Source organism: Clostridioides sp. ES-S-0010-02, from assembly GCA_020641055.1.
In the GTDB taxonomy this organism is placed as follows: domain Bacteria; phylum Bacillota; class Clostridia; order Peptostreptococcales; family Peptostreptococcaceae; genus Clostridioides.
Window position 1 is genome coordinate 2648844 of the sequence record CP067345.1, and the last position, 26490, is coordinate 2675333.

Consider the following 26490-nt stretch of genomic DNA (forward strand, 5'->3'; position numbering starts at 1 on the left):
ATTTAATTGTTTATTGATAACTGACTCAAAATATATATTTTGAGCCAGTTTGTTTTTTTATAAAATTTGTTTTAAGCTGTTTTCTTTGGTTTTACTAATCTTATTACACACTTTACAACTTCATTGAATACAACTACACTTGCTGCAACACATAAAACTTTTACCCATGTCATAACATCCATAGCTACAGAATTAAAGAAATCTTGGAATAACTGAGTAAATATTACTTGTGCAATACCTGTTAAAACTATTATTTGTAATGCTAGTTTATTATGTGTAAAGTTTGGAAAAATACTATCTGCACTAAATTCTCTACAGTTAAATGCATTAAATAATGCACTAAAAGCAAATAACGCAAACATTACAGTTCCCTTATGAGCTTCATCAACACCTAAGAAGTTAAATGTAGATTGTAACATTAGTATTGCTGTTATATAGAATGCATTTAATACTATTGTATATACCATTGACTTAGAAATTATATTTGCTTTTCTATCAACAGGTTTTCTATTTAATACGTGGTCTCTAACAGGCTCTAAACCTAATGCTAGTGCTGGTGGCCCATCCATAATTATATTTACCCACAACAATTGTATTGTTGTAAATGGCATTTCTTGTCCCATAACCTGAGATATTATAGCCACTAAAAATGCAATTACATTTACTGTTAATTGGAATTGAACAAATCTTTGGAAGTTATCATAAATTCCTCTACCCCATTTAATACCTTTTACAATAGTGCTAAAACTATCATCAGTTAAAATTATATCTGCTGCACTTTTTGATACTTCTGTACCAGATATACCCATTGCTATACCAACATCTGCCTTTGAAAGCGCTGGGGCATCATTTATCCCATCACCTGTTACAGCAACAACATCTCCACTCTTTTGAAGAGCTGAAACTATTCTCATTTTACTATCTGGCTTACTTCTTGCAACAATCGAAATAGTTTGTATTTCTTGTTTTAATTCTTCATCATCTAAAGTATCTATATATGAAGCTTCAACTGCTCTCATATTTCCTTTTAATAGACCTAACTCTTCACCTATAGCTCTTGCTGTATTTATATTGTCTCCTGTAAGCATTTTTACAGAAACACCAGCTTTATTTGCTGTATTCACTGATTCTATAACATCTTTTCTAAGTGGGTCTCTTATACCAACAAATCCACTAAATACTAAATTACTTTCCATTGCACTTACATTCATAGAATCACTTTCAGCAGTTACTGCTGCTTCTTCTTCAGCTTGGGAAATTTCTTTATATGCAAAACCTAAGGTTCTCATTGATTTTACTTGTAATTTTTTTATTTCTTCTAAAATCTCATGTTTTATACCTTCAGTTATTGGAACTATGTCTTTACCTCTTTGAATGTGTGAACATAGCTCAAGCAATACTTCTGGTGCTCCTTTTGATAACAACACATGATTATTATCTTGACCTATGACAGATGTCATTCTCTTTGAATCAGAAGTAAACGGATTTTGAGCTACTATATTAGATTCTTTTCTAACTTGTCTGTAATCTACATTTTTATAATATAGAAGTAATGCACATTCTGTAGCACTTCCTAGGTACTTAACATCATTATCATTATGCTCTACATCAGCTGTAGAGTTTATCATACAGTTTTCTTCAAAATAACTATTTATTTCTTCTTCTGAGCTCTCAATATATCTTCCATCAATATATGCAACTTCTACTGTCATTCTATTTTCTGTTAATGTACCAGTTTTATCTGAACATATTACAGAAACAGAACCTATAGTTTCACAAGCTTCTTTTTTGGTAACTAAGGCATTTATTTTAGCCATTTTTTGCATTGTTATTGCAAGTGTCATATTTATCATAGTTGGCAGACCTTCTGGAACTGCTGCAACTATCAATGCAACACATACTGTAAAGGCTGTTTTAACAGGGTCTATTGATTCTAAAAATGGTAAAATTCCAGACATATCAACATTTAATACATTCTTACTTACCATTTGGAAAACCATGAATATAAATAATAGTCCTGCTACTGCACTGGAAACTTTAGCTATCAATCCGCCTAAATTTCCAAGCTTTATCTGAAGTGGAGTTTGCTCATCTGCATCTGATAAGTTTTGAGCGATTTTACCCATTTCACTGCTATCTCCAATTGAAGTTACAACTAATATTCCTCTACCATAAGCAACAAGTGTACCACCAAATACCATATTTATTTGTTTTGCAGGAATTGGTTCTTGTACCACTAGTGCTCCTTTAGATTCTATTTCTTCCATTGGAACTACTACATCACATTTTTTAGATACATCATCTGATTCTCCTGTTAACATATCTTCTCTAATTTTAAGATTTATAGTTTCTATAAGTCTACCATCAGCAGGTACCATATCACCAGTTTCAATATATACTATATCTCCTGGTACTAGTTCATTCTTAGAAATTTGATGTATTTCTCCATCTCTTAGTACTTTAACTTCAATATTTTCAGTCATCTTAGAAAGAGCATCTGCTGCTTTCTTAGAACGACCTTCTGTAATCATACCTATTGCTATACCTATTGCTATAGCTCCTACAATCCCTATTGCATCATGAGTTTCTCCAATTACTGCACTTACTACTGCTGCAATAATTAAAATAACTATCATTGGTTCACTTAAACTGTCTTTTAAATCATCCCAAAAGCTTCCTTCCTCTTTTGGTGTAAATTCATTTAAACCATACTTTTCTCTTCTAGTCTTGACTTCTGATTCTGATAGACCTCTATCAGGGTTAACAGATAAGTCTTTAGTTACGTCTTCTTTGTCAACATTATAATATTTGATATCGTTATTAAATTCCATATACACACTCAATCCTGTCTAAATTTTGCATTACTTCTTTAAGACCCGCATCTTTTGTTCCTTCACCTATTGCTTTAAACTGCCAACTTCCATCTTTTCTATATATAACCCCTACTATAAGAGTAGTTTTTTCTGAATAATTATCAGATAAATTATACTTTGCTATTTCCTTTTTATTGCTTTGGTCCTCAACTCTTATATAGGCATTTTTTATCATCCCAAAGTGTTGTTTTCTGTCTATACAATTGTATATATTTACTACAAATAATAATCTGTGAATATTTGATGGAACTTTATCTAAATTAACTAGAATTTGTTCATCATCACCCACACCTTCACCAGTTAAGTTATCTCCTGTATGTAAAACTGACTTACAGGCACTCTTTAAATTTCCAAAATAAATTAAGTCTTTTATACCACTTAATTTTCCTTCCTGATTTAGCATAAATACAGATGCATCGCAATCTATATCAGCTTGTCCTCCACCAAATAAAGACTTAAGGAATCCTCCACCTGACTGTTGCACAGGGTCCCATCCTAGGCCCACAAGTATATTACTCAATCCTGGGTTGGATTTTTTTAAATCTATTTTATCACCCTTTGATAAATTAATTGACATACTAAACCTCCATAAAATTTTATATAATATAACCTATACATTATTTGTATAGGCTACTTATATTTAATATACTGTGTTACTCATACTAAACACTTAATCCATAGTTTCTGCAAAGTGCTTCTAAGCCACCTTCAAATCCTGCTCCAACTGCACTAAACTTCCATTCTCCATTATATTTATATATCTCACATACTGTAATTGCAGTCTCTATACTAAATTCTTCGCCTAAGTCATATCTTAATATTTCTTGGTCATTTTCAGAGTTTAAAACTCTTATATATGAGTTACTTACTTGTCCAAAGTTTTGTTTTCTTTCAGCAGCTTCATATATTGTAACTGTTACAGCTATTTTTTGTATATGCTTTGGCATTGTATCTAAGTTTACTAATATTTCTTCGTCATCTCCATCACCTTCACCAGTTCTATTATCACCTAAATGCTCAACTGCTCCAGATGGATGTTTTAAATTATTATAGAATATAAAATCTTCATCTCTTTCAACTCTTTGAGATTCTCCTACCATAAAAACACTGACATCTAAATCGTAATCATATCCACTATCAAATGAATTTGTATCCCATCCTAGTCCAAGTCTAATATTTTTAAGTCCTGGATTTCCCTTAGTTAAATCAATTTTTTGTCCTTTTTTTAATACTATAGCCATGGAAAATACCCCCTCTAGTTTATTGTATTTAAAATTATAAGTTTATTCCAAAGTTTCCACATAACGCAGCAAGTCCACCTTCAAAACCAGAACCTAGTGCGTTAAATTTCCATTCTCCATTGTGTTTATATATTTCAGCTACTACTATAGCTGTCTCTATACTAAAATCTTCACCTAATTCATACTTTATTAGCTCTTCATTTGTATCTTTATCTACTATTCTTATATAAGAATTACTTACTTGCCCAAAATTTTGTGTTCTTTCTGTAGCATCATGAATTGTAACTGTAAAAGAAATTTTGCTTATTTCTCCAGGAATCTTAGATAAATCAACAACTATTTGCTCATCATCTCCATCACCTTCACCAGTTCTATTATCACCTAAATGTTCAACTGCTCCAGAAGTATGCTTTAAATTGTTGTAAAATACAAAATCTCCATCATTAGTAACACTTCCACTTGCTCCTGTTAAAAATGCTGCTGTATCTAAGTCAAAGTCAAATCCACCATCATACTTGTTAGTGTCCCATCCTAACCCTACTAAAATATTTTTAAGCCCTGGGTTTCCCTTAGTTAAATCAACCTTTTGGCCTTTTGATAATGTTATACCCATAATTTATCGCTCCCTTGTTAATTTTAGCTAAACAAATCTTGCTAATTATTTATCTTTTTCTTTAATCATATTATAACATTTTTTATTCATTTGTGAATAAAACTTACTTGATATTTTTAAAATATAATTAAAAAAATGTTTATATTTCTTACTTTTTACATAGATTTTACATATTTTTTTAAATAGATAAAATCTATGTTTAATATGTAATTATATATCATTTATATATACAAGTATACATTTTATTTTGAAACTACAAAATTCTTTGTACTATATTGTTTTAAGATGTTTTATAATAGATTATATCATCTTATTAGAGGAGAAAAAATATGATTTGTACTATTAAACCATTAAAAGTTGTAATAAAGAACTCAAAAGAGCCTTTAAATGAATTTATGTCTAGTAAGTCTTATACAAATAAGAGTTCTTCTTATATTAAAGAAGTCTACTTTACACGATATATAGGTATTGATAATTCGATTGATAAATACATAAAAAACATCAAAAATATAGATGCTCATTTTTTTAACAATATAACAGTTCCCTATATTAGTCTAAACAACTTAAATATAAATTTTGATAAATCACAAACAGATAAGATGCTCAATACTTTCAATACTTATAATGATGCTAAATTTAACAGTTGGAATTTATACAATATTGAATTTCCTTGTAAGATAGAAAATGATACATTAGATTGGACAAAAAAAATTGCATTTAAAAATACATTAGATTTGTTTTCTAAAAACACACCACATTCAACACCTTCTATTGTTAAAAATTTTGCTGTTAAACTTTTATGTTGGATAGATTATTTTCTACCTAAATTATTTTATAATAAAATTAAAATTACTGTTTCACCCAAGGTAGTGTATTTTGGTAATATTAAGAGACAGGAACTTTTTTTCTTATATTTTTTATCACAGCTTGGATGTGATATTTTATATATAAATCCTCATAAGGATATCCTTGATTTGTATCCTGAATGTTCTAGATTTTCTACTTTAGTTGAATTTTCTAAAAAAAGTCCAACTATGCTAGATATACCTTTGGAAAAATTAAATACAGATATAAATAAGAACATCAATAATAACAAAACTTATACTCCTATAAATAAACCTCAATCTGAACAAACTTCTGTTGACACAAACTTTACATCTACAAAAAATAAAAAAGATAAAGAAATAGAACTTACATATGAAGAACTCGCAAAATTATCAACTTCCGTTGTTATGATTGTTGTGTGTGATAATGAAAACAAACCATTCAAGAGCGGTTCTGGAGTAGTCATAAATAGTGAAGGTTACATACTTACAAATCTCCATGTAGTTAATGAAGGCTATTCATTTTTAGTTAGATTTGAAAATGATGATAAAGTTTATACATCACATCAAATCATAAAATACCACTCAGATTATGATTTGGCTGTAATAAAAGTTGATAGAGAATGTAAATCAATACCAGTCAAGGTTAGTAAAAAACCTGTAAGAGGCCAAAAAATAGTTGCAATTGGAAGCCCTTTAGGTCTTTTCAATACAGTTTCAGATGGAATTATCTCTGCTTTTCGTGACTTTGAAACAGTTCAAATGATACAATTTACAGCTCCAATCTCTAGTGGTAGTTCTGGAGGGGCTCTTTTAGATATGTTTGGCAATTTACTGGGATTAATTTCTGCTGGATATGATGATGGACAAAACTTAAATCTAGCAGTGGAAAGTCATCTTGTCAAAATATTTGCCAATAATTTTATCGAAATAATAAACTAATTTACTCTTTCTTCATACCAATAGAGAGGGTGAGAACATTATATATGTTCGCCCTCTCCATATCATGAAAAAATTAATACTTGATGTTTTTATGCTCTATAAACAATTGATGCCATAGACAAAATGTAAATATAGTCCATATTTTCCTTGAATTATCTTTGTGACCTTTTAGATGTTCATCTAAAAGTTTTATTATATATTTTTTATCAATAAACTCGTCTACATTTGCATTGGAAATAGTTTCTCTTACAACAACTCCTAAATCATCTTTTAACCAAACTCTTATTGGCGTTGGAAATCCTAATTTTTTTCTCTGAATAACATGCTCTGGTACTATATCTTTAAAAGATTCTCTAAGTAGCACTTTTGTGTTATTTTTTGTTATTTTTTGTTCAACTCTTAAATTTTTTGCTACATCAAATACATCTTTATCTAAAAAAGGTACTCTAAGTTCTAGATGCTCAGCTACAGAAAATTTATCAACTTTTTGAAGTATATCACCTTGAAGCCATGTATTTACATCTATATGTTGCATTTTACTTATATAATCGTAATTATTTTTCTGCGCTTCTCTGTACAAATTTGATAATAAATACTCATGTATATTCTTTTCCTTATATTTAAAAAAGAATCTTTTTACTTCATTATTTTCAAAAATCTTCGCATTTCCTATATATCTCTTTTCTAAAGGTGTTGTAGCTCTGTAAAGATAATTTTTGCCTTTTATATTAGGCATAAGCTCTGAAACTCTATTTAATACGCCTCTAATATACACTGGTGAATTTATAACTGATTTCACATTATTATATTCCTTGTATACATTATATCCCCCGAATAATTCATCAGCACCTTCTCCAGACAAAGCTATTTTAACATATTTACTAGCTTCTTTAATTAAAAAATAAAGACCTACTCCTGATGGGTCTGCCACAGGGTCATCCAAAAAATAAATTACACTCGGTAATGCTTTTATATAGTCATCTTGTGTTATGTTAAGTGGAATGTTTTCTATGCCCAATTTATCAGCTGTTTTTTTAGCTATTTCCAATTCACTATACCCTTTAACATTAAAACCTAGCGAAAAAGACTTTATATTTGGATTAATTTGTGAAGCTATAGAGGTTATAATTGATGAATCTATACCACCAGACAAAAATGTCCCAATTTGTTTATTTTCTGCTACCTGTCTTCTTACCGAATCTATTACTACATTTCTTATTTCTTCTTCGCCTATATCTCTATTCCCTAAATGATTCTTACTGTAAAAAAATTTTGTACTACTCCTAAATTCAAGTTTATTGTATCTCTTTAAAGATAGTATTCCGTTTTCCACTCTAAAAAAATGTCCTGCTGGTATCAATCTTATTCCTTGTATCATAGTATCTTCAGGAAGAACATATTGAAACGAAAAATAACTCTGTAAACTTCGTTCATTTATGTTTAGTTTTTTAACATACTCGAGTATAAATTTATATTCTGATGCAAAGATTATCACTTTTTCTTTATTTATATAGTAAAGTGGTTTTATTCCAAATAAATCTCTTGCCCCAAATATGCTTTCATTTTCTTTATCATATATTATAAAGCTAAACATACCTTTTATCTTATGTACACAATTTTTTCCAAATGCTATATAAGATGTTAATAAGATTTCAATATCACTATCTGTAGCAAAGCTGTACCCTTTTTTAATCAATTCTTCTTTTATCTCGCAACTATTATATATTTCACCATTTAAAACTATAACCTTTCCATCTTTTTCAAATGGTTTAACTCCATGTATAACATCTATTACATCAAATCTATTAAAATCAAACTCTTTTTCCTCACCTTTTAAGTATCCTCTACTATCAAGACTTATATGATTTATATTATTTACAGATTCTTTTATTTTAAATTTAATATCTTCTTTTTTAGATATATCTCCTTTATAATAAATTGAAATATTGCCACACATATTATCAAATTTCCTTCCTAATTTTTAGTGTTATCCTTATTTCATAGTTTTGTCTTTGCCTTCAAAACTTATTCAATTTTAAAAAAATTACTATCAAATTTTTATAAATTATCTGCTAATCTTTCATAATTTTTTAATTTCTAGAAATACTATATTAGGAGGTGATTTTTATGAAGAAAAAAATGTTAATACCAGTTATTATGTCTTTATTTATACTTTCACAGTGTATAACTTTATTTGCTTTTACACCCGAAAATAACAAGTTTAAGGTTAAACCATTACCTTATGCTTATGATGCACTTGAGCCATATATAGATAAAGAAACTATGATTTTACATCATGATAAACATTATCAGGCTTATGTTGATAAGTTAAATGCAGCTCTTGAAAAATATCCTGAGCTTTATAATTATTCTTTATGTGAATTATTACAAAACTTAGATTCTTTGCCTAAAGACATTGCTACAACAGTAAGAAATAATGCAGGTGGTGCTTACAATCATAAATTCTTTTTTGATATAATGACTCCTGAGAAAACTATACCTTCTGAATCTTTAAAAGCAGCTATCGACAGAGATTTTGGTTCTTTTGAAAAATTCAAAGAAGAATTCCAAAAAGCAGCTTTAGATGTTTTTGGTTCTGGTTGGGCTTGGCTGGTAGCCACTAAAGATGGTAAATTGTCCATTATAACTACTCCAAACCAAGATAGCCCTGTAAGTAAAAACTTGACTCCTATCATAGGTCTTGATGTTTGGGAACATGCTTACTATTTAAAATATCAAAACAGAAGAAATGAATATATTAACAACTGGTTTAATGTAGTTAATTGGAATGGAGCTTTAGAAAATTACAAAAATTTAAAATCTCAAGAGTAATTAAATATTAAAATCCTTTTGAAAAAAACTTATGTTTGCTATATAATATAATAAAAGATAGTCTAAATTTACCAATATTGTGTTTATAGTGACGATTCAGGAGGATTTTTATATGATAAAAGAAACACATGAAAGGGGAGGATATATATTAGCGCTTTTGATACTCCCCTTTATAAATAATATATATTTAGTCAAATACGATACTACATATAAAATAGTATTAATTATAATCTATATCTATTTTGCATATTTAGGTTCATTGTTTCCAGATATAGATATGAGAGGTTCTTACATAAGTAAAAAATTCATATTAATTTACAAATTATTTGGAAGTAGGTTTAGACACAGAGGGTTTACCCATAGTCTTCTTGCATTATTACTCATTAGTAGTTTTTTTAAGTCTCTAACAATCTTTACCAACAACAATATAGTTTTTTCATGTCTGTCTAGTGGATTTATAATAGGATATTTTTCTCACATGTGTCTTGACCTTATTACCAAAGAAGGTATCGAATTGTTTTTTCCCATTACTATAAACATTTCCTTACTCCCTATAAAAACTAGTTCAAAAACAGAAAAATTCATATCTAAACTTTTAAACTTCATAGTTATTTTTTTAATCGGATATCAATTTTACATTTTATTTTAATGTATTTTTATAGCTACATATTTATAAATTAATTAAATAAATTAAAAAAATTGTCTTAAAAGAATACTTTTAAATTTAATTTTTATTTAAATCTAATTCTTTTAAGACAATTTTAATTTTTTGACAAGTTAAATTCTTTTGTTATCTCTATCATTATCGTGTTTTTTATGATGAAATTCATAGTTATGATTTTCAAGGTTTTTATTAACTTTACTTCCAATCTTCCATGATAAAAATACTAATAGTATAAATGATGCTATCTTTAGTGGACTTGTTATAAATCCTTCTATATCACTTGCCACATAACTTATTACTATAAACATTACAAATTTTCCTGCCAACATTGCTGGAACAAAATCTTTTATATCTTTTTTACAAAAAGCTGATGCAACAGTAACTAAACACCCAGGCATAAATGGACAAGCATATGCTATAAATAGCAGTTTAAATCCCTGTTTCTCCATCCAACTTATTGCTCTTTCAGTTTTACTATTTCTCAACTTATTAAAAAGTCTACTATCAGTAAATCTACTTATTAATAAAAATAATGAGGTTGTCCCAAGCCCTGAGCCAATCCATGATAGCAAACACCCAAGTAATAACCCTTGTATAGCAGCATTTGCTGTAACTATCGCCACAAGTGGTAAGGCTGGTATAAAGCTTTCTATAAATGCACTTAATAAACCAATTATTGTGGCTAACACCCAATAGTTTTGAGTTAAATCAAGTAATTCTTGTATATACTGCATATTGCTTTTCCCCTTTTTTAACTTTAACTATTATTATATACTCTATATTGCTATTACATACCAATTTCAAAAAGGAATCTAATATTCAAAAGTAAATAATTTATGTAAATTTACAGTTAAGGTATCTTTATTTTATTATATATTATAACAAAAAAGTCTTAAAATATGAATCTATCATATTTCAAGACTTTTTCTTTTTATCTAGATATATTTAAACTATAGTATATCTGACTTCATAACATCTTCAAAATCCCCTTTTTCAGATATTAATCTTATCAATTTAACAGTGCAACTTAAATCATTTATAAGTATAGCTCCTACTAATGAACCATCTTTCATAAATAATTTTTTATATACTCTTTTACCTTCATCTTTTGATGAAATTTCTTTATCAAAATCTTGTATATTACCAATACTAAATACTTTAACATTCATAGCATCTAATGAAACTGGATATACATCACTTTCAAATTTCAAACTATCTCCACTTGCATTTGCTCCTGCTATTTTTCCCATTTCTACTGAAGATGGCCATATTGCTAGACTAGTGTTTCCTACTTGTGCAACATCTCCACAAGCGTATATATCTTTAACATTTGTCTGTAATGTATTATCTACAACAATACCTCTATCAATTTTTACAGATGTATCTTGAACCATCTGAGTATTTGCTCTCACTCCAATTGAAAAGACTACCATATCACAGTCAACACTATTGCCATCTTTAAATACAACTTTTTGAGCCCTTCCATTGCCATCAATACCATCAACTGCCACACCTAATCTTACATCTATGCCTGTATCTCTTACACATTGCTCTAGTATTTTACTGCCTTCTTTATCAAGTTGTTTTGATAATATACCATCCATTGCTTCAACCACTACTACTTCTAAGCCTTTTAATTTAAATTCCCATGCTGCTTCAAGACCTAATAGTCCTCCACCAATTACTACAACTTTCTTAGACTTTTCTAATGCTTCTTTTACATTATATAAGTCTTTTATATTTCTAAGTGTAAATACATTTTCTAAATCATGACCTTTAATTGGTGGTATGAAATTTCTACTTCCTGTGGCTATTACAAGCTTATCAAATTTAATAGCTCCATCATTTACTACAATAGTTTTATTTGCTTCATCTAATTTATCTACATTTGTTCCTAATATTACTACTATGTTGTTTTCGTCATACCAAGCTTTATCTTCCATATAGAAATCAGAATTAAGTTCTTCATTTATACCATCAGAAAGTGCAGGTCTATAGTAAGTTAACTCTTCCTCATTAGAAATCATAGTTATCTTACAAGTCTTATTTCTTTTTCTTATAGCATCTGCTGCATAGAAACCAGCTGCACCATTTCCTACTATAACAAAATATTCGTCAGTATCTTTTCTAAAAGTAACCTCATCTTCTTCAACTTCTATAAATTGGTCCTCTTTGGCTCCACATACAGGGCATATACTAGGAGCACTATCTCCTTCAAATACTTCATTACAAATTACACATTTAAACTTTTTAGTCTTCTTTTTACTTCCAAAAGTAGAGTTTAACTTATCTAAGAATTTTCCTGTATAAGCATATAATTTGTCAACTTCTTCCCCTGATGGTTTAAAATTAACAGCAAATGGTTTCACTGTTGTCATTCTAAGCTGATTGATTCTCTCCATAGCATTTTCTATACCTTCTCCACTCCATCCATATGAACCAAATACTGATGCAACTTTTCCACCATGAAGAACTGGATTTAAAGATACTAATATATCCCATATAGGTTTTAATGCATCCCCTAATATTGTTGGTGTTCCAAATAATACACCTTGCGATACTGCTATTTTATCTAGAATTTCTTCTTGCTTATGCTCTATTACATCAAATAAATTTACTTTATAATTGCTATTTTTTTCAATATATGATTTTATAGCCTCTGCCATGATTTTTGTATATCCATGTGCAGAAACATAACAAATTGTAACTTCTTTTTCTAATTTTACTTGTTCATTTACACTCCATTTATAATAAAGGTCTATAATTTTTCTAGGATTTTCAGTCAATACTGGTCCATGACCTGGGCACACTGTGTCTATATCTAAATCTTTTATCTTTTCTATAGCAGTTACCATAGATGGTTTAAATGGCCCCATTATACAATCATAATAATATCTTAAGGCATCTAAGTAATCCTTTTCTTCATCTTCATTAAGAGTGTTTACTATCTTGTCATTACTATAATGACTTCCAAATGAATCACATGTTACAAGAGTTTTATCTTCTTTTATATATGTGTATATAGTATCTGGCCAATGAAGCATAGGTACAGAGAAGAATTCTAAAGTCTTATCGCCTATTGATAGCACATCTCCATCTGCAACTGCAATATATTCAAAGTCTTTGTTTACGATTTCCTTTAGATACTTAATAGCAGTTTCTGAAGCTACTACTTTTGCATTTTTTGCTAAATCTAATAGCTTTTCAACGCTTCCTGCATGGTCTGGTTCAGTATGACTTACCACAATATAGTCAATTTTTTCAAAGTCTATATTTAAATCATTTAATCTTTCAATATATTTCTCAAAATGTTTATCTTTAACTGTTTCAAATAAAACTGTTTTTTCTGTGCCTTTTAAGACATATGAATTATAAGTTGTTCCATAAGGTGTATACATAATTATGTCAAATACTCTTAAATCAGGGTCAAGTGAACCTACCCAATATAAATTTTCTTTTATTTTCAATGATTTTAATGACATACCGTACTCCTCCTAAAATAGTTATTTAACCTTTTTATACCCTATTTGTTATATTTTAAACAAATTTTATTCAAAAAAGAATTTATTTTAAAAGCAACTTGAAACTCTTAATCTTCTTTTTCTACCTCCAGTATAGTTCCTTTTTTAGAATCTACCTTTATGTCATATTCATTTTTATCTTTATCTATTCTTATTTTATAAAAAGTAACATCTAAATCTTTATCTAAACTCCATTCTTTTACTATTCCATCTTGTTCTTTCAATGCAATTTCCATAGCTTTTTGAGGTGTTATTATATCATTTAAATCTAATTTTTCTTTTCTAGCTTTACCATTTAAATCTTCTGAATCCAATTTTTCAGTTTTATCTTGCAATACATCCTTTGTATTAGCATCTATTTTCATCTTATACTCATTATTATCATCTACACCTTCAACAGTATAAACATATTTATTTAAATCGCTTTCAAGACTTAAATCTACTATATCAGCATCCTTATATTTGTCTTTAAACATATTTATTGCATCTGTATAAGGTACTTTGAAGTCTTGTTCCATTAAACTTTCATCAATTTTGCCATCTTTTAAATCACTATTTGAAGCATTTGCTTCTTTTTTTGTATTGCTATTTTGAGGTGCTTGTCCTGAATTTGAATTTCCACTACATGCAGTTAATAAACCTGCAATAAGTATACTTGCTACTAATAAATATAATTTTTTACACATAAAAATCCTCCTTAAATAATAATTAATTTATTCTATATTATGCCCTTTAAACCCTTCATTTACCCTTTTATATTGCATATTTTCCTTACTTTATTTTAATTATTTTCAAAGCTTTATAATCAAAAGCTAAAAATCTATTTTAATATTACTTATATGAAAATTAACCTAAATAATAAGATATGAGTACAAATTTTTAAATTTCTAATATAATACCTGTTTATAAATCATAGTTATTCTTAAAAATAGAAATGTTGAGATAAACTGAGATGAAATTGGATGATACACAAATATCCAAAGTTATACAACTTCTTATTATTTTAAAATACTGAGATAAGATGACTTTCTGTCTATCATAAAATAATATTTAACTATACGTGTATCGCTCAAAGATGAAATATTTTTAAAATCTATATAATATAATTTATTATACCAGAATTTTAAAATTTAAATCTATAAAATAGTAAAAATTATCATTAATTAAATATGAAAATAAAAAATCTACATAAAATAAAAACAACTAAAAGAGATGCTTTAAATAGCATCCCCTTTATATAATTAAAAACTTAAATTTTATTTAGTTCCCTAACTGTTAAATCCATTTTAGGATAAGGTATTGTAATTCCTTCTTCATCAAATCTAATTTTAACATCTTCTAATAAATCAAGGTAAATTGTCCAATAGTCTTCTGTCTTACACCAAGCCCTAATTGCAAATTTAATGGCATTATCTCCATGTTCTACTACTCCTATAAATGGTTCTGGTTCATTTATTATTAATTTATGTCTATTTACAATTTCTTTTAAGACTCTTCTAACATGTAATATATCATCTTCATATCCTACACTAAAAACTAAATCAACCCTTCTAGTATTTTTTGCAGAATAATTTATCAGACTATCATTTGATACAGAGCCATTTGGTATAAGTATCTGCTTATTATCTGGAGTAGCTAATTGAGTATAAAAAAGTCCTATTTGCTCAACTGTTCCTCCATGACCTGCTGCTTCTATGTAATCTCCTACTTTAAAAGGTCTAATCAAAAGTATAATAAATCCTCCAGCAAAATTTGATAAACTACCTTGCAGCGCTAAACCTATCGCTACCCCTGCTGAAGCTATTACAGCAGCAAAACTAGATAAACTCATCCCCCAGTATTCAAGAACAACTATTATAACAGCAACTTTAAGTACACTTAAAAGAAGAGATTTCAAAAACCTTCTTAAAGTTAAATCGACATCTCTTTTGCCAAGAACTGTCATGACATGGTTTACAATTTTTTTTATTATTTTAAATCCAATTGAAAGTATGAGTAAACCTATTATAAGTTTTACTCCACTTGTAGTTGCCCATTCCAAAAGGCTTTCCATCAAACCACCCATGTCCATTTTATTAATATCTAGATTATTTAAATCTAACTTACTTATATCATCTATTTTTGTTGTATCCATAGAAAAAACTCCTTACTTTATATTTTAGAACCAATATTATAGTTTAAAGTTCTTATTTTTCTATTTAATATGATACAATATCATTTAATCATAGTAAACAAGATTTATATTCCAGTTAGCTCTTTTTTCTAAATCCAAACCTTCTATTATTTGTAGAACTTTATGCTAAGCCACTATGAAAATGCTATTGAGTTTTAAAATCATCATTTTTTACACCAATATGAGATGCTATTATAGTTATAATACTTAATACTATAAATACAATAAATCCTCTTTTATATCCATCAACTGTATTATAGAAATTTATTTGTAAAGATATAGCTATGATTAAATTAATAATACCACTTCCTATAAATTCAAAGGTATTAATAACACTAGTTGCCAATCCAGAATAAATCTCTTTATTTTTATATTTAGCATCATTAAATACTTGTAAATGTGACATGACTATACACCCCATTATAAAAAATGCTACTGGTAAAAACATTATTGGTGGTTTTACTTTAAAAACAATTACAATTATTATCCATATAAATAAGTCTATCATTGCACCATATTTTATTATGTTAAACTTGCTAGACTTTATTTTTGCAAACACAAAATCCATGATTATTGAACCAAATATAAATCCATATGTAAAAAATGATACTATAAACGCAGAAAAACTCTTACTAACTCCATAAACATCCATTATGTATCTTACTCCCCAAAGACTTGTAAATGCACTTGTTAAACCTACAAAAGAAAACATTATTATTGAATTATACCATGTTGACTTATTAATTATAACGGACTTAATCCCTTCAATAATACTAATTTTTTCTGATTCTTCATAAATATCAACATTTACATTAAATCCATATTCTCTTGGTGTATCTCTAACAATAATATACATACAACATCCAATTAAAATACCTATTATACCTATTAATAAAAATGAATTTCTCCAACCAATAAATTCGGACAAAAATACTAGCGGAAAAGTAGCAAGAACTCCTCCCACATTTCCAACAAATGAGAACTTAGCTGTTGCAGAAGCAAACTCCGATTTATCAAACCATCTACCTTGAATTTTTAAGATACAGAGTAATATTACTGATGTTCCTGCTCCTACAACTATACGAGAAAGATATGCTAATTCTATATTTTGTATTAATCCAAATAGTATCGAACCTATACTAGCCGTTATTATTCCAATACTACTAATCTTTCTTGCTCCATATTTATCAATTAATATACCTGCTGGTATTTGCATAAGTGCATATGAGTAAAGGCAAAATGATGCTATATTTGATATTTGTATAGAATTAAACCCTAACTCTTTTGCTAAATTATCTGAGACAACAGCAGTTGACATCCTTAAAAATAAGACTAAAATAAATGAAAATGTAATTATGCCCCAAACACTCCATTTAGTCTTTGTATAACTTTTCATATTTTCTCCCTCAAATCTATGTAATTTTAACTTTTATTACTCTGTTTGTAGACTTTCTATTTACAGTATGTGTTTATAAGAATTTTGTAATTATTTATCAAAATTTTTAATATGCATTTCTATTATACAATACACATACACATTTAACCATATATAAGAATTTATTCCTGTTTATATAATACTTAATTAATTCTTAAAGTAAACAAGAGCCATCTTTTAAAGTAACTCTAAAAGATGGCTCTTTATAAAAATATCTATTCTAAATTTAAATTTCTATCTAGTATATATTTTGTAGCAATAAATAATATTACTAAAATTATAATACTACCAAGTATAGCAAACATAAAATGAGAACTTTGATATAAATGATAAATCATGTTAGTATTTTCTCCTGGTAAAAATCTTTCAATTGTACTACCAACAGTTGATATTATCATATTTATAATTATAAAAGAAACAAATGCAGATACATTTCTATGTTTATTAAACTTTGGTAATTGCCCCATTGAAATTGCTGTATATAGCAATAAAATAAATGAAGTATATGAAATAAGCATTGTTAATAATAGCAAGAACATATCTAAAAAATTTTCAAACCCCAATCTGAAAACATTATTAAAAAAATCTAAAATCTCAGCAAATGCAATTCCAGAAGCACTAAAAAACATTAGTACTGCAAATGTACCTACTGCAACTATAAAACTAAGTACCGCATATATAAGTGCTGTTATACATTTGGATAATATAAGTGAACTAGTACTAACAGGAAGAGTAAACATTAAATAGCCTTCATCTCCCAAAAGATTTTTTCTAAATCTTTGAATTGTAACTACAATAGTTAAAACACCCAGTGCCATAAAAAGACTTGTAAGTACAAGTATTCCTATTCCTTGTATTTGGAATATATCAATCTTCATAAATATTCCATTTAATATAGCCACTACTATTATAGCTATATATAATGGTATAAACGTTCTTCCACTTGCCTTTAACTCATATTTTAATAGTTTTCCTAACATTTGAATTCCTCCCTAAATAATGCATCTATAGATTTACCTTTTTCCTCTCTTATTGATTCAACATCTCCTTGTAGTACTATCTCACCTTTAGATATAAATATTACTTCATCACATATATTTTCTATCTCACTTATTAAATGAGTTGCAATCAGCAAAGTACTATCCTCATAATAGTTTTTTAGTATAGTCTTAAGTATATATGACCTTGCAGCTGGGTCAACACCTCCAATAGGCTCATCTAAAATATATATATTTGCTTTTCTTGACATAACCAGAATAAGTTGTACTTTTTCTTTAGTTCCTTTAGACATTGTTTTTAATTTTTCATCTACATCAATATCTAAACTCTTAATCATTTCATTTGCCCTTCTAACATCAAAATCACTATAAAAATCATAGAAAAATTTAAGTAAATCTGATACTTTCATCCAGTCGTTTAAATAAGTTCTTTCTGGTAGGTATGATACTATTTTCTTTGTTTCTATAGATGGCTTCATTCCATTTATCATAATTTCACCATCATCAGGTTGTAATAATCCATTCATCAATTTAATCATTGTACTTTTACCACTTCCATTAGGACCTAACAAGCCAACTATTTTTCCTTTTGGTATATTCAACTCAACATTCTTTAAAACCTTTTTAGTTCCATAGCTTTTATTTACACCTTTAAATTCAACTATGTCATTTTGAGAAACATCATTTATATTTTTATCCATTTTATAATTCTCCTTTCAAATTTTCTGTTATAAGTTTTAACATTTCATCTTCGTCATATCCAAGTTTTACTAAAGTCTCTTTTAATGTATTTATTTCAACATTGGCTATTTCCTCTTTCATAGCTTTTATTTTTTCCTTATCATCTGTTACAAATCTTCCTTTTGTTCTTTGGCTATAAACCAATCCTTGTCTTTCCAGTTCTGTTAAAGCTTTTTGCATCGTATTTGGATTAACTTCAGCATCCTCAGCAAGTGCTCTTACTGTTTCTAATTTAGAACCTATTTTTATTTCCCCTGAAACTATTTTTAACTTTAGATGTTCTACTAATTGTATATATATAGGTTTGTTATTATCAAGTTCCCATTCCATATTCATGCCTCCTCATTGTGTTATTATATTATTGTATTAATAACCTAATACAATAATATAATAATACAGCTCATATGTCAACTATTTTTAAATAAAATTATGAATATCTACAAGCTTTTTCATTTAAAGATAGTTTTTATAAAAAATAGCATTTTAAAACCTACTATTAAATCTCAAAATCTTCAAGTCTAAATAGGTATAATACAAGAAATTTCCTTAATCACTATGTTTTTTGATATTTCATTTGGTATTTATTTTTCTCTTGTCTGACTTAGAGATTTACATTCAAGGCTACCAAATTTTATATGAATCTATAAGAATATATGAAGTGAAAAAATAGAATTGTATTTTCAGGTTTCAGTAGCCTTTATTATAATTATGTTCACATGCTATTACTTTTTTATCCTTTTAGCAAATTTTTCCTTAGCAAAATCGTATGACTCTTGTATCATTACTTTTAATTCTTTAAATGTTTTTTCTGAAGGATTTAAGACACACACCCATCCCATCCATGCATAAACAGGATGAGGCATAATTGTATCCAGTTTTGTAAAATCAAAGTCCATTTTCACAATTTGCCCAGCATCTGGTCGTTTTGGGATATTATCAAACCTTTTAATAAATGTTTCCTTTTTCAAGCATACATTTACACGATAAACATTACTTCGGTTTAGTGATGAACTTTTGTCATTTTCACCATCTTTTTCTTTGATAGTAAGAACATATACTCCTTTCTTTAAAATACCATTAGGATTATAAAATATCCCTCTTTCCCCCCAATTTTCTGTTAAAACAACATCATCTAAATTTGATACACAGTAATTGAATATATCGTCAGCTTTCATATTAAATATCCATCCTTTCTATAATATTTATATTGCTTTCAACACGATAATATCCTATCATATAATAGTGACAATAATTGTCACTATTGTAAAAAAAGGAGTAGAAAAATGTCAAAGGCTGAGCGCTTAATTGAATTGATGATAACTATAAATGCAAAAAGAAATTTTACTCTAAGAGAATTGGCTGAAGAATTTTGTGTATCAAAACGAACAATACTTAGAGATTTACAAGCTTTAGAAAGCATGGGATTCCCTCTATATTCAAAAACAGGAGCAACAGGTGGTTATCATATGTTAAAAGAACGTATATTACCACCAATTACCTTTTCAGAAAGTGAAGCAAAAGCAATATTTTTTGCCTATCAATCGTTAGCTTTTTATCGTGATTTGCCATTTGAACAAGAGAGAGTCTCTGTATTAAAAAAGTTTTTAAATTGTCTACCAGCAGATGTACAACATAATATTACTCAAATACAAAATAAAATTGTATTCTGGACACCAGATAGACATTGCTCTTCTCCCTTGCTAAAAGAACTATTTAACATAATTACAAATAATTCTGCTCTTACAGTTCAATATTCATCAAATAAAAACCAAAGTATCAGAACTATTATACCTGTTGGTTTATATGCAATGAATGGTCTTTGGTACTGTCCAGCGTATTGCTTAAAGTCAAAATCTATCCGTGAATTTCGTGTAGACAGAATTGAAAAGATTGTAAGTATAGAAAATATAACAAGTTCAAAATACAGTATTCCAAATTCAATACATGAATATCTTGAAAATTTAAAAGTTGCTAAAGATTATCATATTAAAATTCAACTAACAGATATAGGAGTAAAACGCTGTGAGACAGAATTTCTATTAGCAAAAGGATTGACTGTTTTTCCTAATGGCGGTTACATAGATATGTATGTCTCAAAAACAACACTAAACTGGGTAGCTGAATACTTCTTGTCATTTGGAAAAGAGGCCACAGTACTAGAACCAATTGAGCTTAAAACATTGATAAAATCAAAAGTTCAGGAGTTATACAATCATTACTGCAAAATAAACACTGAAGTGTAATGTCAATGGATGCTATCAATATATACTACATTCTAGTGTTTTGTCTAATCTATATGAGATAAGACTATATTTATATTTGTTAATGTTTACATATTTTAATAAATAGATGTATAAAAATCCACATAAAAAAATGAACACTAGCTTAGAGTTCATTTTTAATATAACTTATTCATTTTTTATAAAGTAAACTGATTATTCTTTTGCTGAAGTGTATGCAATCAATTTTTCAAATTCTTCAATTGGCATTGGTTTTCCAAATAGATATCCTTGTGCCATATCACATTTGACTTCCTTCAATAGTTTAAACTGTGCTTCTGTCTCTACACCTTCAGATATTACTTTCATCCCCAATTCCTTTGCCATCTCTACAACTTTAGTAACAATTATTTTACTTCTCTTACTATTATATGTTTCCATGATAAATTTTTGGTCAAGTTTTAAAATATCCATAGGAATTTCTTTTAACATATTTAATGATGAATACCCTGAACCAAAATCATCCATAGATATTAAAAAACCTATCTCTTTTAAACTATTCATTATATCAATTAAAATATCAAAATTATCAAATATAATACTCTCAGTTAATTCAAGTTCTATATATTTTGCAGGTATATTGTACTTGTCAATTATATTTTTATAGGTTTCTATAAAATTATTACAATATAAATGTATTCTTGATACATTAACTGAAATAGTTAATGGGTTTATACCTGTGTCAATCCATTTTCTAAGTTGTATACAAACTTCTTCTAGTACATATAAATCTAAATTTATTATAAAACCATTTTTCTCAAAAAATGGTATAAACTCATTTGGAGGAATTAATCCCTTATCACGACTTTTCCATCGTACAAGTGCTTCCGAACCTTGTATTTCTCCTGTATTTAGTTCTATTTTAGGTTGCAAGTATACTATGAACTCTTTATTTTCTAAGCTTGAGAACATTGTATTTTCCATCTCTTTTTCTTTTATTTCTTGATCATGAATCTTGTTGTCATAAAATGCATATGAACTTTTATGTCCTCCCTTTGCCATTTTATGAGGTATATTAGCTCTATCTATTATTGGGTTGATATCTTTATCTTCTGGAAGTATAAAGTATATTCCACAACTTAAAACTAATTTATATTTTTCTTCCTGATTATTATTAAATAAATCCAATTCTTTAAATATACATTCTAATCTATTTATTATATCTTCTTCTTCTCTATATTTCATGATTATTGTGAAATTATCAGCAGATATCCTTGCAAATATTTCTTCTTCAAATATATTATGTTTAATAATATTTGTTAAACTACATAAAATTTTATTTCCCACTTCATATCCAAACAAATCATTTATATACTTAAATTTATCAATATCTATATATAATAACGCATATTTCTCTTGAGCGTTTTTGCTTAATATTTTTTTAGCATCAATTACAAATTTATCCATAGTACTTGCTCCTGTAAGACCATCTGTATATACTATCTTTTGCAATTTAACTCTTAAACTTAATTTATCATATATTATATAAAAAATAAGTACTAGACATATTATCGTCATAATAAATATTATCTGCAATGCATAGTAGCTAATAAATTGTTTATTAAATAATCTGAATTCAAGGTTATTTATGGAGTTATTTTTATAAAGCTTATGTAAAGAATAGACTGGTGTTGTATATTTAACTTGTAAAATTATACAAATAAATAAAAAAACCATTAATTTTTTTTGTAATTTCCTCATAAAAATTTCCTCCCATTAAAGCACCTCTATTTGATTATAAATCACTAGCAAACAAACACATTCCAAAAGTTTCCATTTCTTGTAAAATGGATAGTTTTTATTAAAAATTAATATAATTATAATATAAAAATAAAATTTTTCAGAAAATTCATAGAAAGATATAGGCTTTTCATCAATAATTATATGCCAAAATAATCCAATTTATTTTCTATTATACCGATATGAAATGTATAAATCAATAGGAAAGACAACTAATATAACATATTCTATATATATAGTATAGCAAAATTTTACAAATTTTAAAATAAATATAAACTATCCATTTTACAAGAAATGACTACTTTTTATTAAAACACAGTATTTCCAATACATTCACCTTTAAAATTTCATTATGTTTTTCTTCTTCTATTCATTTCGACAAATCAACACTTAATTTTTATAATTAACTAAATTGAATAATATTTAATATAAATTTTTTAATATGCCATTTTTACCTAATTTTTTAAAGTCATTTTTTAGATATAAACTCTTTATAAATTCATTTATATAATTAAAATATTATATAAATGAATTTATAAAGAGTTTATATAATGAATAAATAAATAAAATAACACTAAAGTATATATAAATAAAGCAATACTTATATATTTTAGTGTTATTTATTATCTCAATATATTTAAGAAATTTATATTTAATTTTTTAAATCTTTTCTGTATAAAAGTCTCATCCCTAATATAACTAATATAAAGCTTATTACAAGAACTAAAGCAAATTTAAATATATTTAAATTTGAAAAATCAACCTCAATAAACTTATATAAGTTAGCTATATTTCCTGTTGCATAATGGCTTACTATAACCGCTACACTATTATTTAAGAAATGTAATAACATTGATACAAATATAGAGCCAGACTTATATACACTGTATGCAAATATGATTCCTAATATTGATGTTGGAATTATTCTTATAAAATCCATATGCATAATACCAAACAATACTCCACTACATATTATTGCTAACTTTACAGACTTAACTCCATTTTTGGATTTACTAAATGCAGAAAATATAAAACCTCTAAAAAATATTTCTTCACATATAGCTGGCAATAATCCTATTATCAATAAATTCAATAAAAATTTATCCTTCATAAAAAAAGATTTATTTAAACTCTCAGCCACTTCCATATTTTGAGGAAATAAAAATAAAATTAACTGAGTTATAATCATAATAATTATGTATCCTCCAACCCAAAGAACAACGCCTCCTAAGAGATGTTTTAATGTTGGAATCTTTATACTAAATACTTCTCTAAAATCAGCTTTGATATAATATGCAAATATTAGTGGTAAAGCAATTATCATAACTTGTGTCATTACAATACCTGCTGTTCCAAATTTAATTTGAACCAAAGAACCAACATAAATTAAAAGAACTAATCCTACTGCATACAAAATAATACCATCACTCACAGTTGGTATAGACCCTTTTTTTATATTGCATCTTTTCTCCAAGAAAGAAAAACTCTTACTATTTCCAAAAAGTATTTCTTCAGAATTAAACATTTTAGACAGAAGTATAATTGCCAATATTACAAAAGCTATATTTGATGTTAAAACTAGTGCTATCAGATTTAAATCACTTTTAAAAGACAATACACTTTTTATAAGTAATGATATATTTACCACAGGTATTACAGCTGTTACTCTATCCAATACTATATTGGGTATCATAGAAACATAAGATGGTATCATAATAACCAACATAAGAGGAGTTATATAGTTTTGAGCATCTTTAAAACTTTTTGCTAGTGAACATACACACATACTTATTGCTGCAACTACCATTGAAAACAGACATACACATATTAAAGTAGTAATAACTGGTAAAACTAAATCTCCATAATTAAAATTTCCAAAACCAAACTGGCTACTAAGACCACCACTAACTAAAATAAATGCCATCGTTAATCCCATAGATAAAATATTTAAAATTGCTGTTACTATTGCACTAAGGGAAACAGCCATATATTTTCCCATTACTAATTCTAAATTCGATATTGGGAGTGTAAATAAAGTTTCTAGTGTACCTCTTTCCTTTTCTCCAGCCATAACATCTATTGCTGGATATATTGAACCAAGCAAAACTCCTATTATTAATATAAATGGTAATATCTGACCTAAAAAGTAACCTGCTACTTCTTCTGTTTTTGCAACATCTATAGTACTGTATGTTATAGGTTCTAATGTACTCTGTGCATCTAATCCTTTTTCAGCTAAAGTATTTTCTACAGTAAGTCTCTTGTATTTATCTAAAACAGTTTCAATTCTTTTTACAGAATTAGAAGAATTTTCCTGAGATGAATTCATATATATTTTATAACTTGTAGCTGATTGCTTTTCTTCTATTTTTATGTAGGCATCAATTTTATTTTCTTCTAAAGACTTCTTATAATTATCAACACTTAATATTTTTATCTTGCCTTTATCATTTGTAGTATCTTTATTGTTCCCAGTGTCTCCCTCTAAATTATTCTCCTTTTCAATCATTGATACAAGCACTTTATTGGGTGTACTATCAAAAGCTATATTAATATCTTTACTATTCATACTATTTGCGGACATATTCATTACCTGAATCATCAACAACATAAGCAAAGGATATAAAAGAAGTGGTATAACAATCATCATAAATAAAGTCTTTTTGTCTCTTAGTATGTCTAACATTTCTTTTTTGAATATGTATTTTACAATTTTACTTCTCATCTAAACCTCCTCCATTCTAGCAAGATTTATAAACACATCTCTCAAGTTATTTACTCCTGATTCTTCTTTTAAACTTTCTGGAGTCCCTGATGCAATTATTTTTCCATTATGAATCATTAAAATCTTATCACATAAAATTTCTGCTTCTTCCATATAATGAGTTGAATAAAGTACAGTTTTTCCTATTAACTTTTCATTTTTCATAAAGTCTATTATAGATGCACTACTCAAAACATCAAGACCTAATGTCGGCTCATCAAAAATATATACTTTTGGGGAATGTATTAAGCAACGAGCTATAGATGTTCGCTGCGTCTGACCAGTTGATAGATTTTCAATTCTGTTGTCTATAAACTCATTCATATCCATTACTTTTACAACATTTTTAATTGATTCTTCTATTTCTTCTTTTGTCATTTCATATAAACTTCCAAAAGTTGTTAAAAGTTCTCTAGGAGAAAGTCTCCCATACAGCTTTGTATTTCCAGATAGATATCCTATTTCTTTTTTTGCTGAATTTCTATCTATTGAATAATCATATCCAGAAACACTTATATTTCCTGATGTTGGTGTTAATATTCCTCCTAACATTCTAAGTAATGTTGTTTTTCCAGCACCATTGGGTCCTAATATTCCAACTATCTCACCTTCTTCAACACTAAAAGAAACATTATTTACAGCAAGAAAGTCTTCTTTTTTAGTTTTAATCTTCTTTAATTTTTTTATCGAGCTTTTATTTTTATCATCTTTTACAACCCTTGTAAAAGATTTACATAATTTATCTACCTCTATCATTTACCAACTTGCTCCTTTCTTATTTATAGATATATTTATATAAATATAACATATAAACCTTTTTTATATACTGTTTTTTATTTTAAAATATATT

Annotated in this window: 21 protein-coding genes; 4 read left to right on the forward strand and 17 right to left on the reverse strand. The window is 27.4% G+C overall.

Translation table 11 applies throughout. The features are described 5' to 3' along the window. Positions 1–71: 71 nt before the first annotated feature. From JJC01_12375 to JJC01_12390, 4 genes are all read right to left on the reverse strand, one after another. Positions 72–2831 (reverse strand): calcium-translocating P-type ATPase, PMCA-type, encoded by a 2760-nt coding sequence (locus JJC01_12375; protein UDN56971.1) that lies wholly within the window; start codon positions 2829–2831, stop codon positions 72–74. Continuing rightward, entirely contained in the window at positions 2821–3450 is a 630-nt protein-coding gene (locus tag JJC01_12380) for a TerD family protein (protein ID UDN56972.1), read from the reverse strand. The genes JJC01_12375 and JJC01_12380 overlap by 11 nt, the downstream gene beginning before the upstream one ends. 85 nt (positions 3451–3535) lie before the next feature. Beyond that, positions 3536–4114 carry a TerD family protein gene (locus tag JJC01_12385; GenBank protein UDN56973.1) on the reverse strand — a complete coding sequence of 193 codons (579 nt, stop codon included), beginning with the start codon at positions 4112–4114 and terminating at the stop codon, positions 3536–3538. Positions 4115–4148: 34 nt separating this feature from the next. Beyond that, the gene (locus JJC01_12390; GenBank protein UDN56974.1) at positions 4149–4727 is read right to left on the reverse strand and encodes a TerD family protein; all 579 of its coding nucleotides are present in this window, start codon (positions 4725–4727) and stop codon (positions 4149–4151) included. Between the two features lie 329 nt (positions 4728–5056). On the opposite strand from JJC01_12390, the gene JJC01_12395 reads away from it, so the two are divergent. Further along, positions 5057–6493, forward strand: a complete 1437-nt coding sequence (locus JJC01_12395; GenBank protein ID UDN56975.1) for a trypsin-like peptidase domain-containing protein — start codon at positions 5057–5059, stop codon at positions 6491–6493. Between the two features lie 73 nt (positions 6494–6566). On the opposite strand, the gene asnB is transcribed toward JJC01_12395, so the two are convergent. Next, positions 6567–8450, reverse strand: a complete 1884-nt coding sequence (gene asnB / locus JJC01_12400; GenBank protein ID UDN56976.1) for an asparagine synthase (glutamine-hydrolyzing) — start codon at positions 8448–8450, stop codon at positions 6567–6569. A gap of 200 nt (positions 8451–8650) precedes the next feature. Here asnB and JJC01_12405 point away from each other — a divergent pair, with 200 nt between their 5' ends. Together JJC01_12405 and JJC01_12410 are read left to right on the forward strand one after the other, a co-directional pair. Next, on the forward strand, positions 8651–9325 hold the full coding sequence (locus JJC01_12405) for a superoxide dismutase (protein UDN60175.1): 675 nt from the start codon (positions 8651–8653) through the stop codon (positions 9323–9325). A gap of 112 nt (positions 9326–9437) precedes the next feature. Continuing rightward, positions 9438–9974, forward strand: a complete 537-nt coding sequence (locus tag JJC01_12410) for a metal-dependent hydrolase (protein UDN56977.1) — start codon at positions 9438–9440, stop codon at positions 9972–9974. A 128-nt stretch (positions 9975–10102) separates the two neighbouring features. Here the strand turns inward: JJC01_12410 and JJC01_12415 are convergent, their stop codons facing one another. The 9 genes from JJC01_12415 to JJC01_12455 form a co-directional block, all read right to left on the reverse strand. Further along, a complete protein-coding gene (locus tag JJC01_12415) occupies positions 10103–10723 on the reverse strand; it encodes a TVP38/TMEM64 family protein (protein UDN56978.1) in 621 nt (206 codons plus the stop codon). A 216-nt stretch (positions 10724–10939) separates the two neighbouring features. Further along, on the reverse strand, positions 10940–13471 hold the full coding sequence (locus tag JJC01_12420) for an FAD-dependent oxidoreductase (protein UDN56979.1): 2532 nt from the start codon (positions 13469–13471) through the stop codon (positions 10940–10942). 107 nt (positions 13472–13578) lie between these two features. Further along, positions 13579–14196, reverse strand: coding sequence for a PepSY domain-containing protein (locus tag JJC01_12425; GenBank protein ID UDN56980.1), 618 nt, complete (start codon positions 14194–14196; stop codon positions 13579–13581). Between the two features lie 563 nt (positions 14197–14759). After that, positions 14760–15644 carry a mechanosensitive ion channel family protein gene (locus JJC01_12430; protein UDN56981.1) on the reverse strand — a complete coding sequence of 295 codons (885 nt, stop codon included), beginning with the start codon at positions 15642–15644 and terminating at the stop codon, positions 14760–14762. Between the two features lie 184 nt (positions 15645–15828). Continuing rightward, on the reverse strand, positions 15829–17079 hold the full coding sequence (locus tag JJC01_12435; GenBank protein UDN56982.1) for an MFS transporter: 1251 nt from the start codon (positions 17077–17079) through the stop codon (positions 15829–15831). Positions 17080–17333: 254 nt separating this feature from the next. After that, a complete protein-coding gene (locus JJC01_12440; GenBank protein ID UDN56983.1) occupies positions 17334–18098 on the reverse strand; it encodes an ABC transporter permease in 765 nt (254 codons plus the stop codon). Then, positions 18092–18817, reverse strand: coding sequence for an ABC transporter ATP-binding protein (locus JJC01_12445; protein UDN56984.1), 726 nt, complete (start codon positions 18815–18817; stop codon positions 18092–18094). The genes JJC01_12440 and JJC01_12445 overlap by 7 nt, the downstream gene beginning before the upstream one ends. A 1-nt stretch (position 18818) precedes the next feature. Next, positions 18819–19187 (reverse strand): GntR family transcriptional regulator, encoded by a 369-nt coding sequence (locus JJC01_12450; protein ID UDN56985.1) that lies wholly within the window; start codon positions 19185–19187, stop codon positions 18819–18821. Positions 19188–19579: 392 nt separating this feature from the next. Next, on the reverse strand, positions 19580–20032 hold the full coding sequence (locus JJC01_12455) for a hypothetical protein (GenBank protein UDN56986.1): 453 nt from the start codon (positions 20030–20032) through the stop codon (positions 19580–19582). Between the two features lie 108 nt (positions 20033–20140). Between JJC01_12455 and JJC01_12460 the strand changes: the two genes are divergently transcribed. Next, positions 20141–21100, forward strand: a complete 960-nt coding sequence (locus JJC01_12460) for a YafY family transcriptional regulator (GenBank protein ID UDN56987.1) — start codon at positions 20141–20143, stop codon at positions 21098–21100. Between the two features lie 192 nt (positions 21101–21292). Here JJC01_12460 and JJC01_12465 read toward each other — a convergent pair whose 3' ends face one another. From JJC01_12465 to JJC01_12475, 3 genes are all read right to left on the reverse strand, one after another. After that, positions 21293–22837, reverse strand: a complete 1545-nt coding sequence (locus JJC01_12465) for a bifunctional diguanylate cyclase/phosphodiesterase (GenBank protein UDN56988.1) — start codon at positions 22835–22837, stop codon at positions 21293–21295. Positions 22838–23528: 691 nt separating this feature from the next. Next, a complete protein-coding gene (locus tag JJC01_12470; protein ID UDN56989.1) occupies positions 23529–25601 on the reverse strand; it encodes a CPBP family intramembrane metalloprotease in 2073 nt (690 codons plus the stop codon). After that, entirely contained in the window at positions 25602–26396 is a 795-nt protein-coding gene (locus JJC01_12475) for an ATP-binding cassette domain-containing protein (GenBank protein ID UDN56990.1), read from the reverse strand. It lies immediately after the preceding gene. Between the last annotated feature and the right edge of the window lie 94 nt (positions 26397–26490).

Coding starts and splice junctions, on each gene's coding strand:
- JJC01_12420 (UDN56979.1), bottom strand. CDS start 13,471: ATGTCATTAAAATCATTGAAAATAAAAGAAAATTTATATTGGGTAGGT.
- JJC01_12385 (UDN56973.1), bottom strand. CDS start 4,114: ATGGCTATAGTATTAAAAAAAGGACAAAAAATTGATTTAACTAAGGGA.
- JJC01_12375 (UDN56971.1), bottom strand. CDS start 2,831: ATGGAATTTAATAACGATATCAAATATTATAATGTTGACAAAGAAGAC.
- JJC01_12410 (UDN56977.1), top strand. CDS start 9,438: ATGATAAAAGAAACACATGAAAGGGGAGGATATATATTAGCGCTTTTG.
- JJC01_12470 (UDN56989.1), bottom strand. CDS start 25,601: ATGAGAAGTAAAATTGTAAAATACATATTCAAAAAAGAAATGTTAGAC.
- JJC01_12460 (UDN56987.1), top strand. CDS start 20,141: ATGTCAAAGGCTGAGCGCTTAATTGAATTGATGATAACTATAAATGCA.
- JJC01_12465 (UDN56988.1), bottom strand. CDS start 22,837: ATGAGGAAATTACAAAAAAAATTAATGGTTTTTTTATTTATTTGTATA.
- JJC01_12435 (UDN56982.1), bottom strand. CDS start 17,079: ATGAAAAGTTATACAAAGACTAAATGGAGTGTTTGGGGCATAATTACA.
- JJC01_12405 (UDN60175.1), top strand. CDS start 8,651: ATGTCTTTATTTATACTTTCACAGTGTATAACTTTATTTGCTTTTACA.
- JJC01_12415 (UDN56978.1), bottom strand. CDS start 10,723: ATGCAGTATATACAAGAATTACTTGATTTAACTCAAAACTATTGGGTG.
- JJC01_12455 (UDN56986.1), bottom strand. CDS start 20,032: ATGAAAGCTGACGATATATTCAATTACTGTGTATCAAATTTAGATGAT.
- asnB (UDN56976.1), bottom strand. CDS start 8,450: ATGTGTGGCAATATTTCAATTTATTATAAAGGAGATATATCTAAAAAA.
- JJC01_12445 (UDN56984.1), bottom strand. CDS start 18,817: ATGGATAAAAATATAAATGATGTTTCTCAAAATGACATAGTTGAATTT.
- JJC01_12430 (UDN56981.1), bottom strand. CDS start 15,644: ATGGATACAACAAAAATAGATGATATAAGTAAGTTAGATTTAAATAAT.
- JJC01_12425 (UDN56980.1), bottom strand. CDS start 14,196: ATGTGTAAAAAATTATATTTATTAGTAGCAAGTATACTTATTGCAGGT.
- JJC01_12395 (UDN56975.1), top strand. CDS start 5,057: ATGATTTGTACTATTAAACCATTAAAAGTTGTAATAAAGAACTCAAAA.
- JJC01_12440 (UDN56983.1), bottom strand. CDS start 18,098: ATGTTAGGAAAACTATTAAAATATGAGTTAAAGGCAAGTGGAAGAACG.
- JJC01_12450 (UDN56985.1), bottom strand. CDS start 19,187: ATGGAATGGGAACTTGATAATAACAAACCTATATATATACAATTAGTA.
- JJC01_12390 (UDN56974.1), bottom strand. CDS start 4,727: ATGGGTATAACATTATCAAAAGGCCAAAAGGTTGATTTAACTAAGGGA.
- JJC01_12380 (UDN56972.1), bottom strand. CDS start 3,450: ATGTCAATTAATTTATCAAAGGGTGATAAAATAGATTTAAAAAAATCC.
- JJC01_12475 (UDN56990.1), bottom strand. CDS start 26,396: ATGATAGAGGTAGATAAATTATGTAAATCTTTTACAAGGGTTGTAAAA.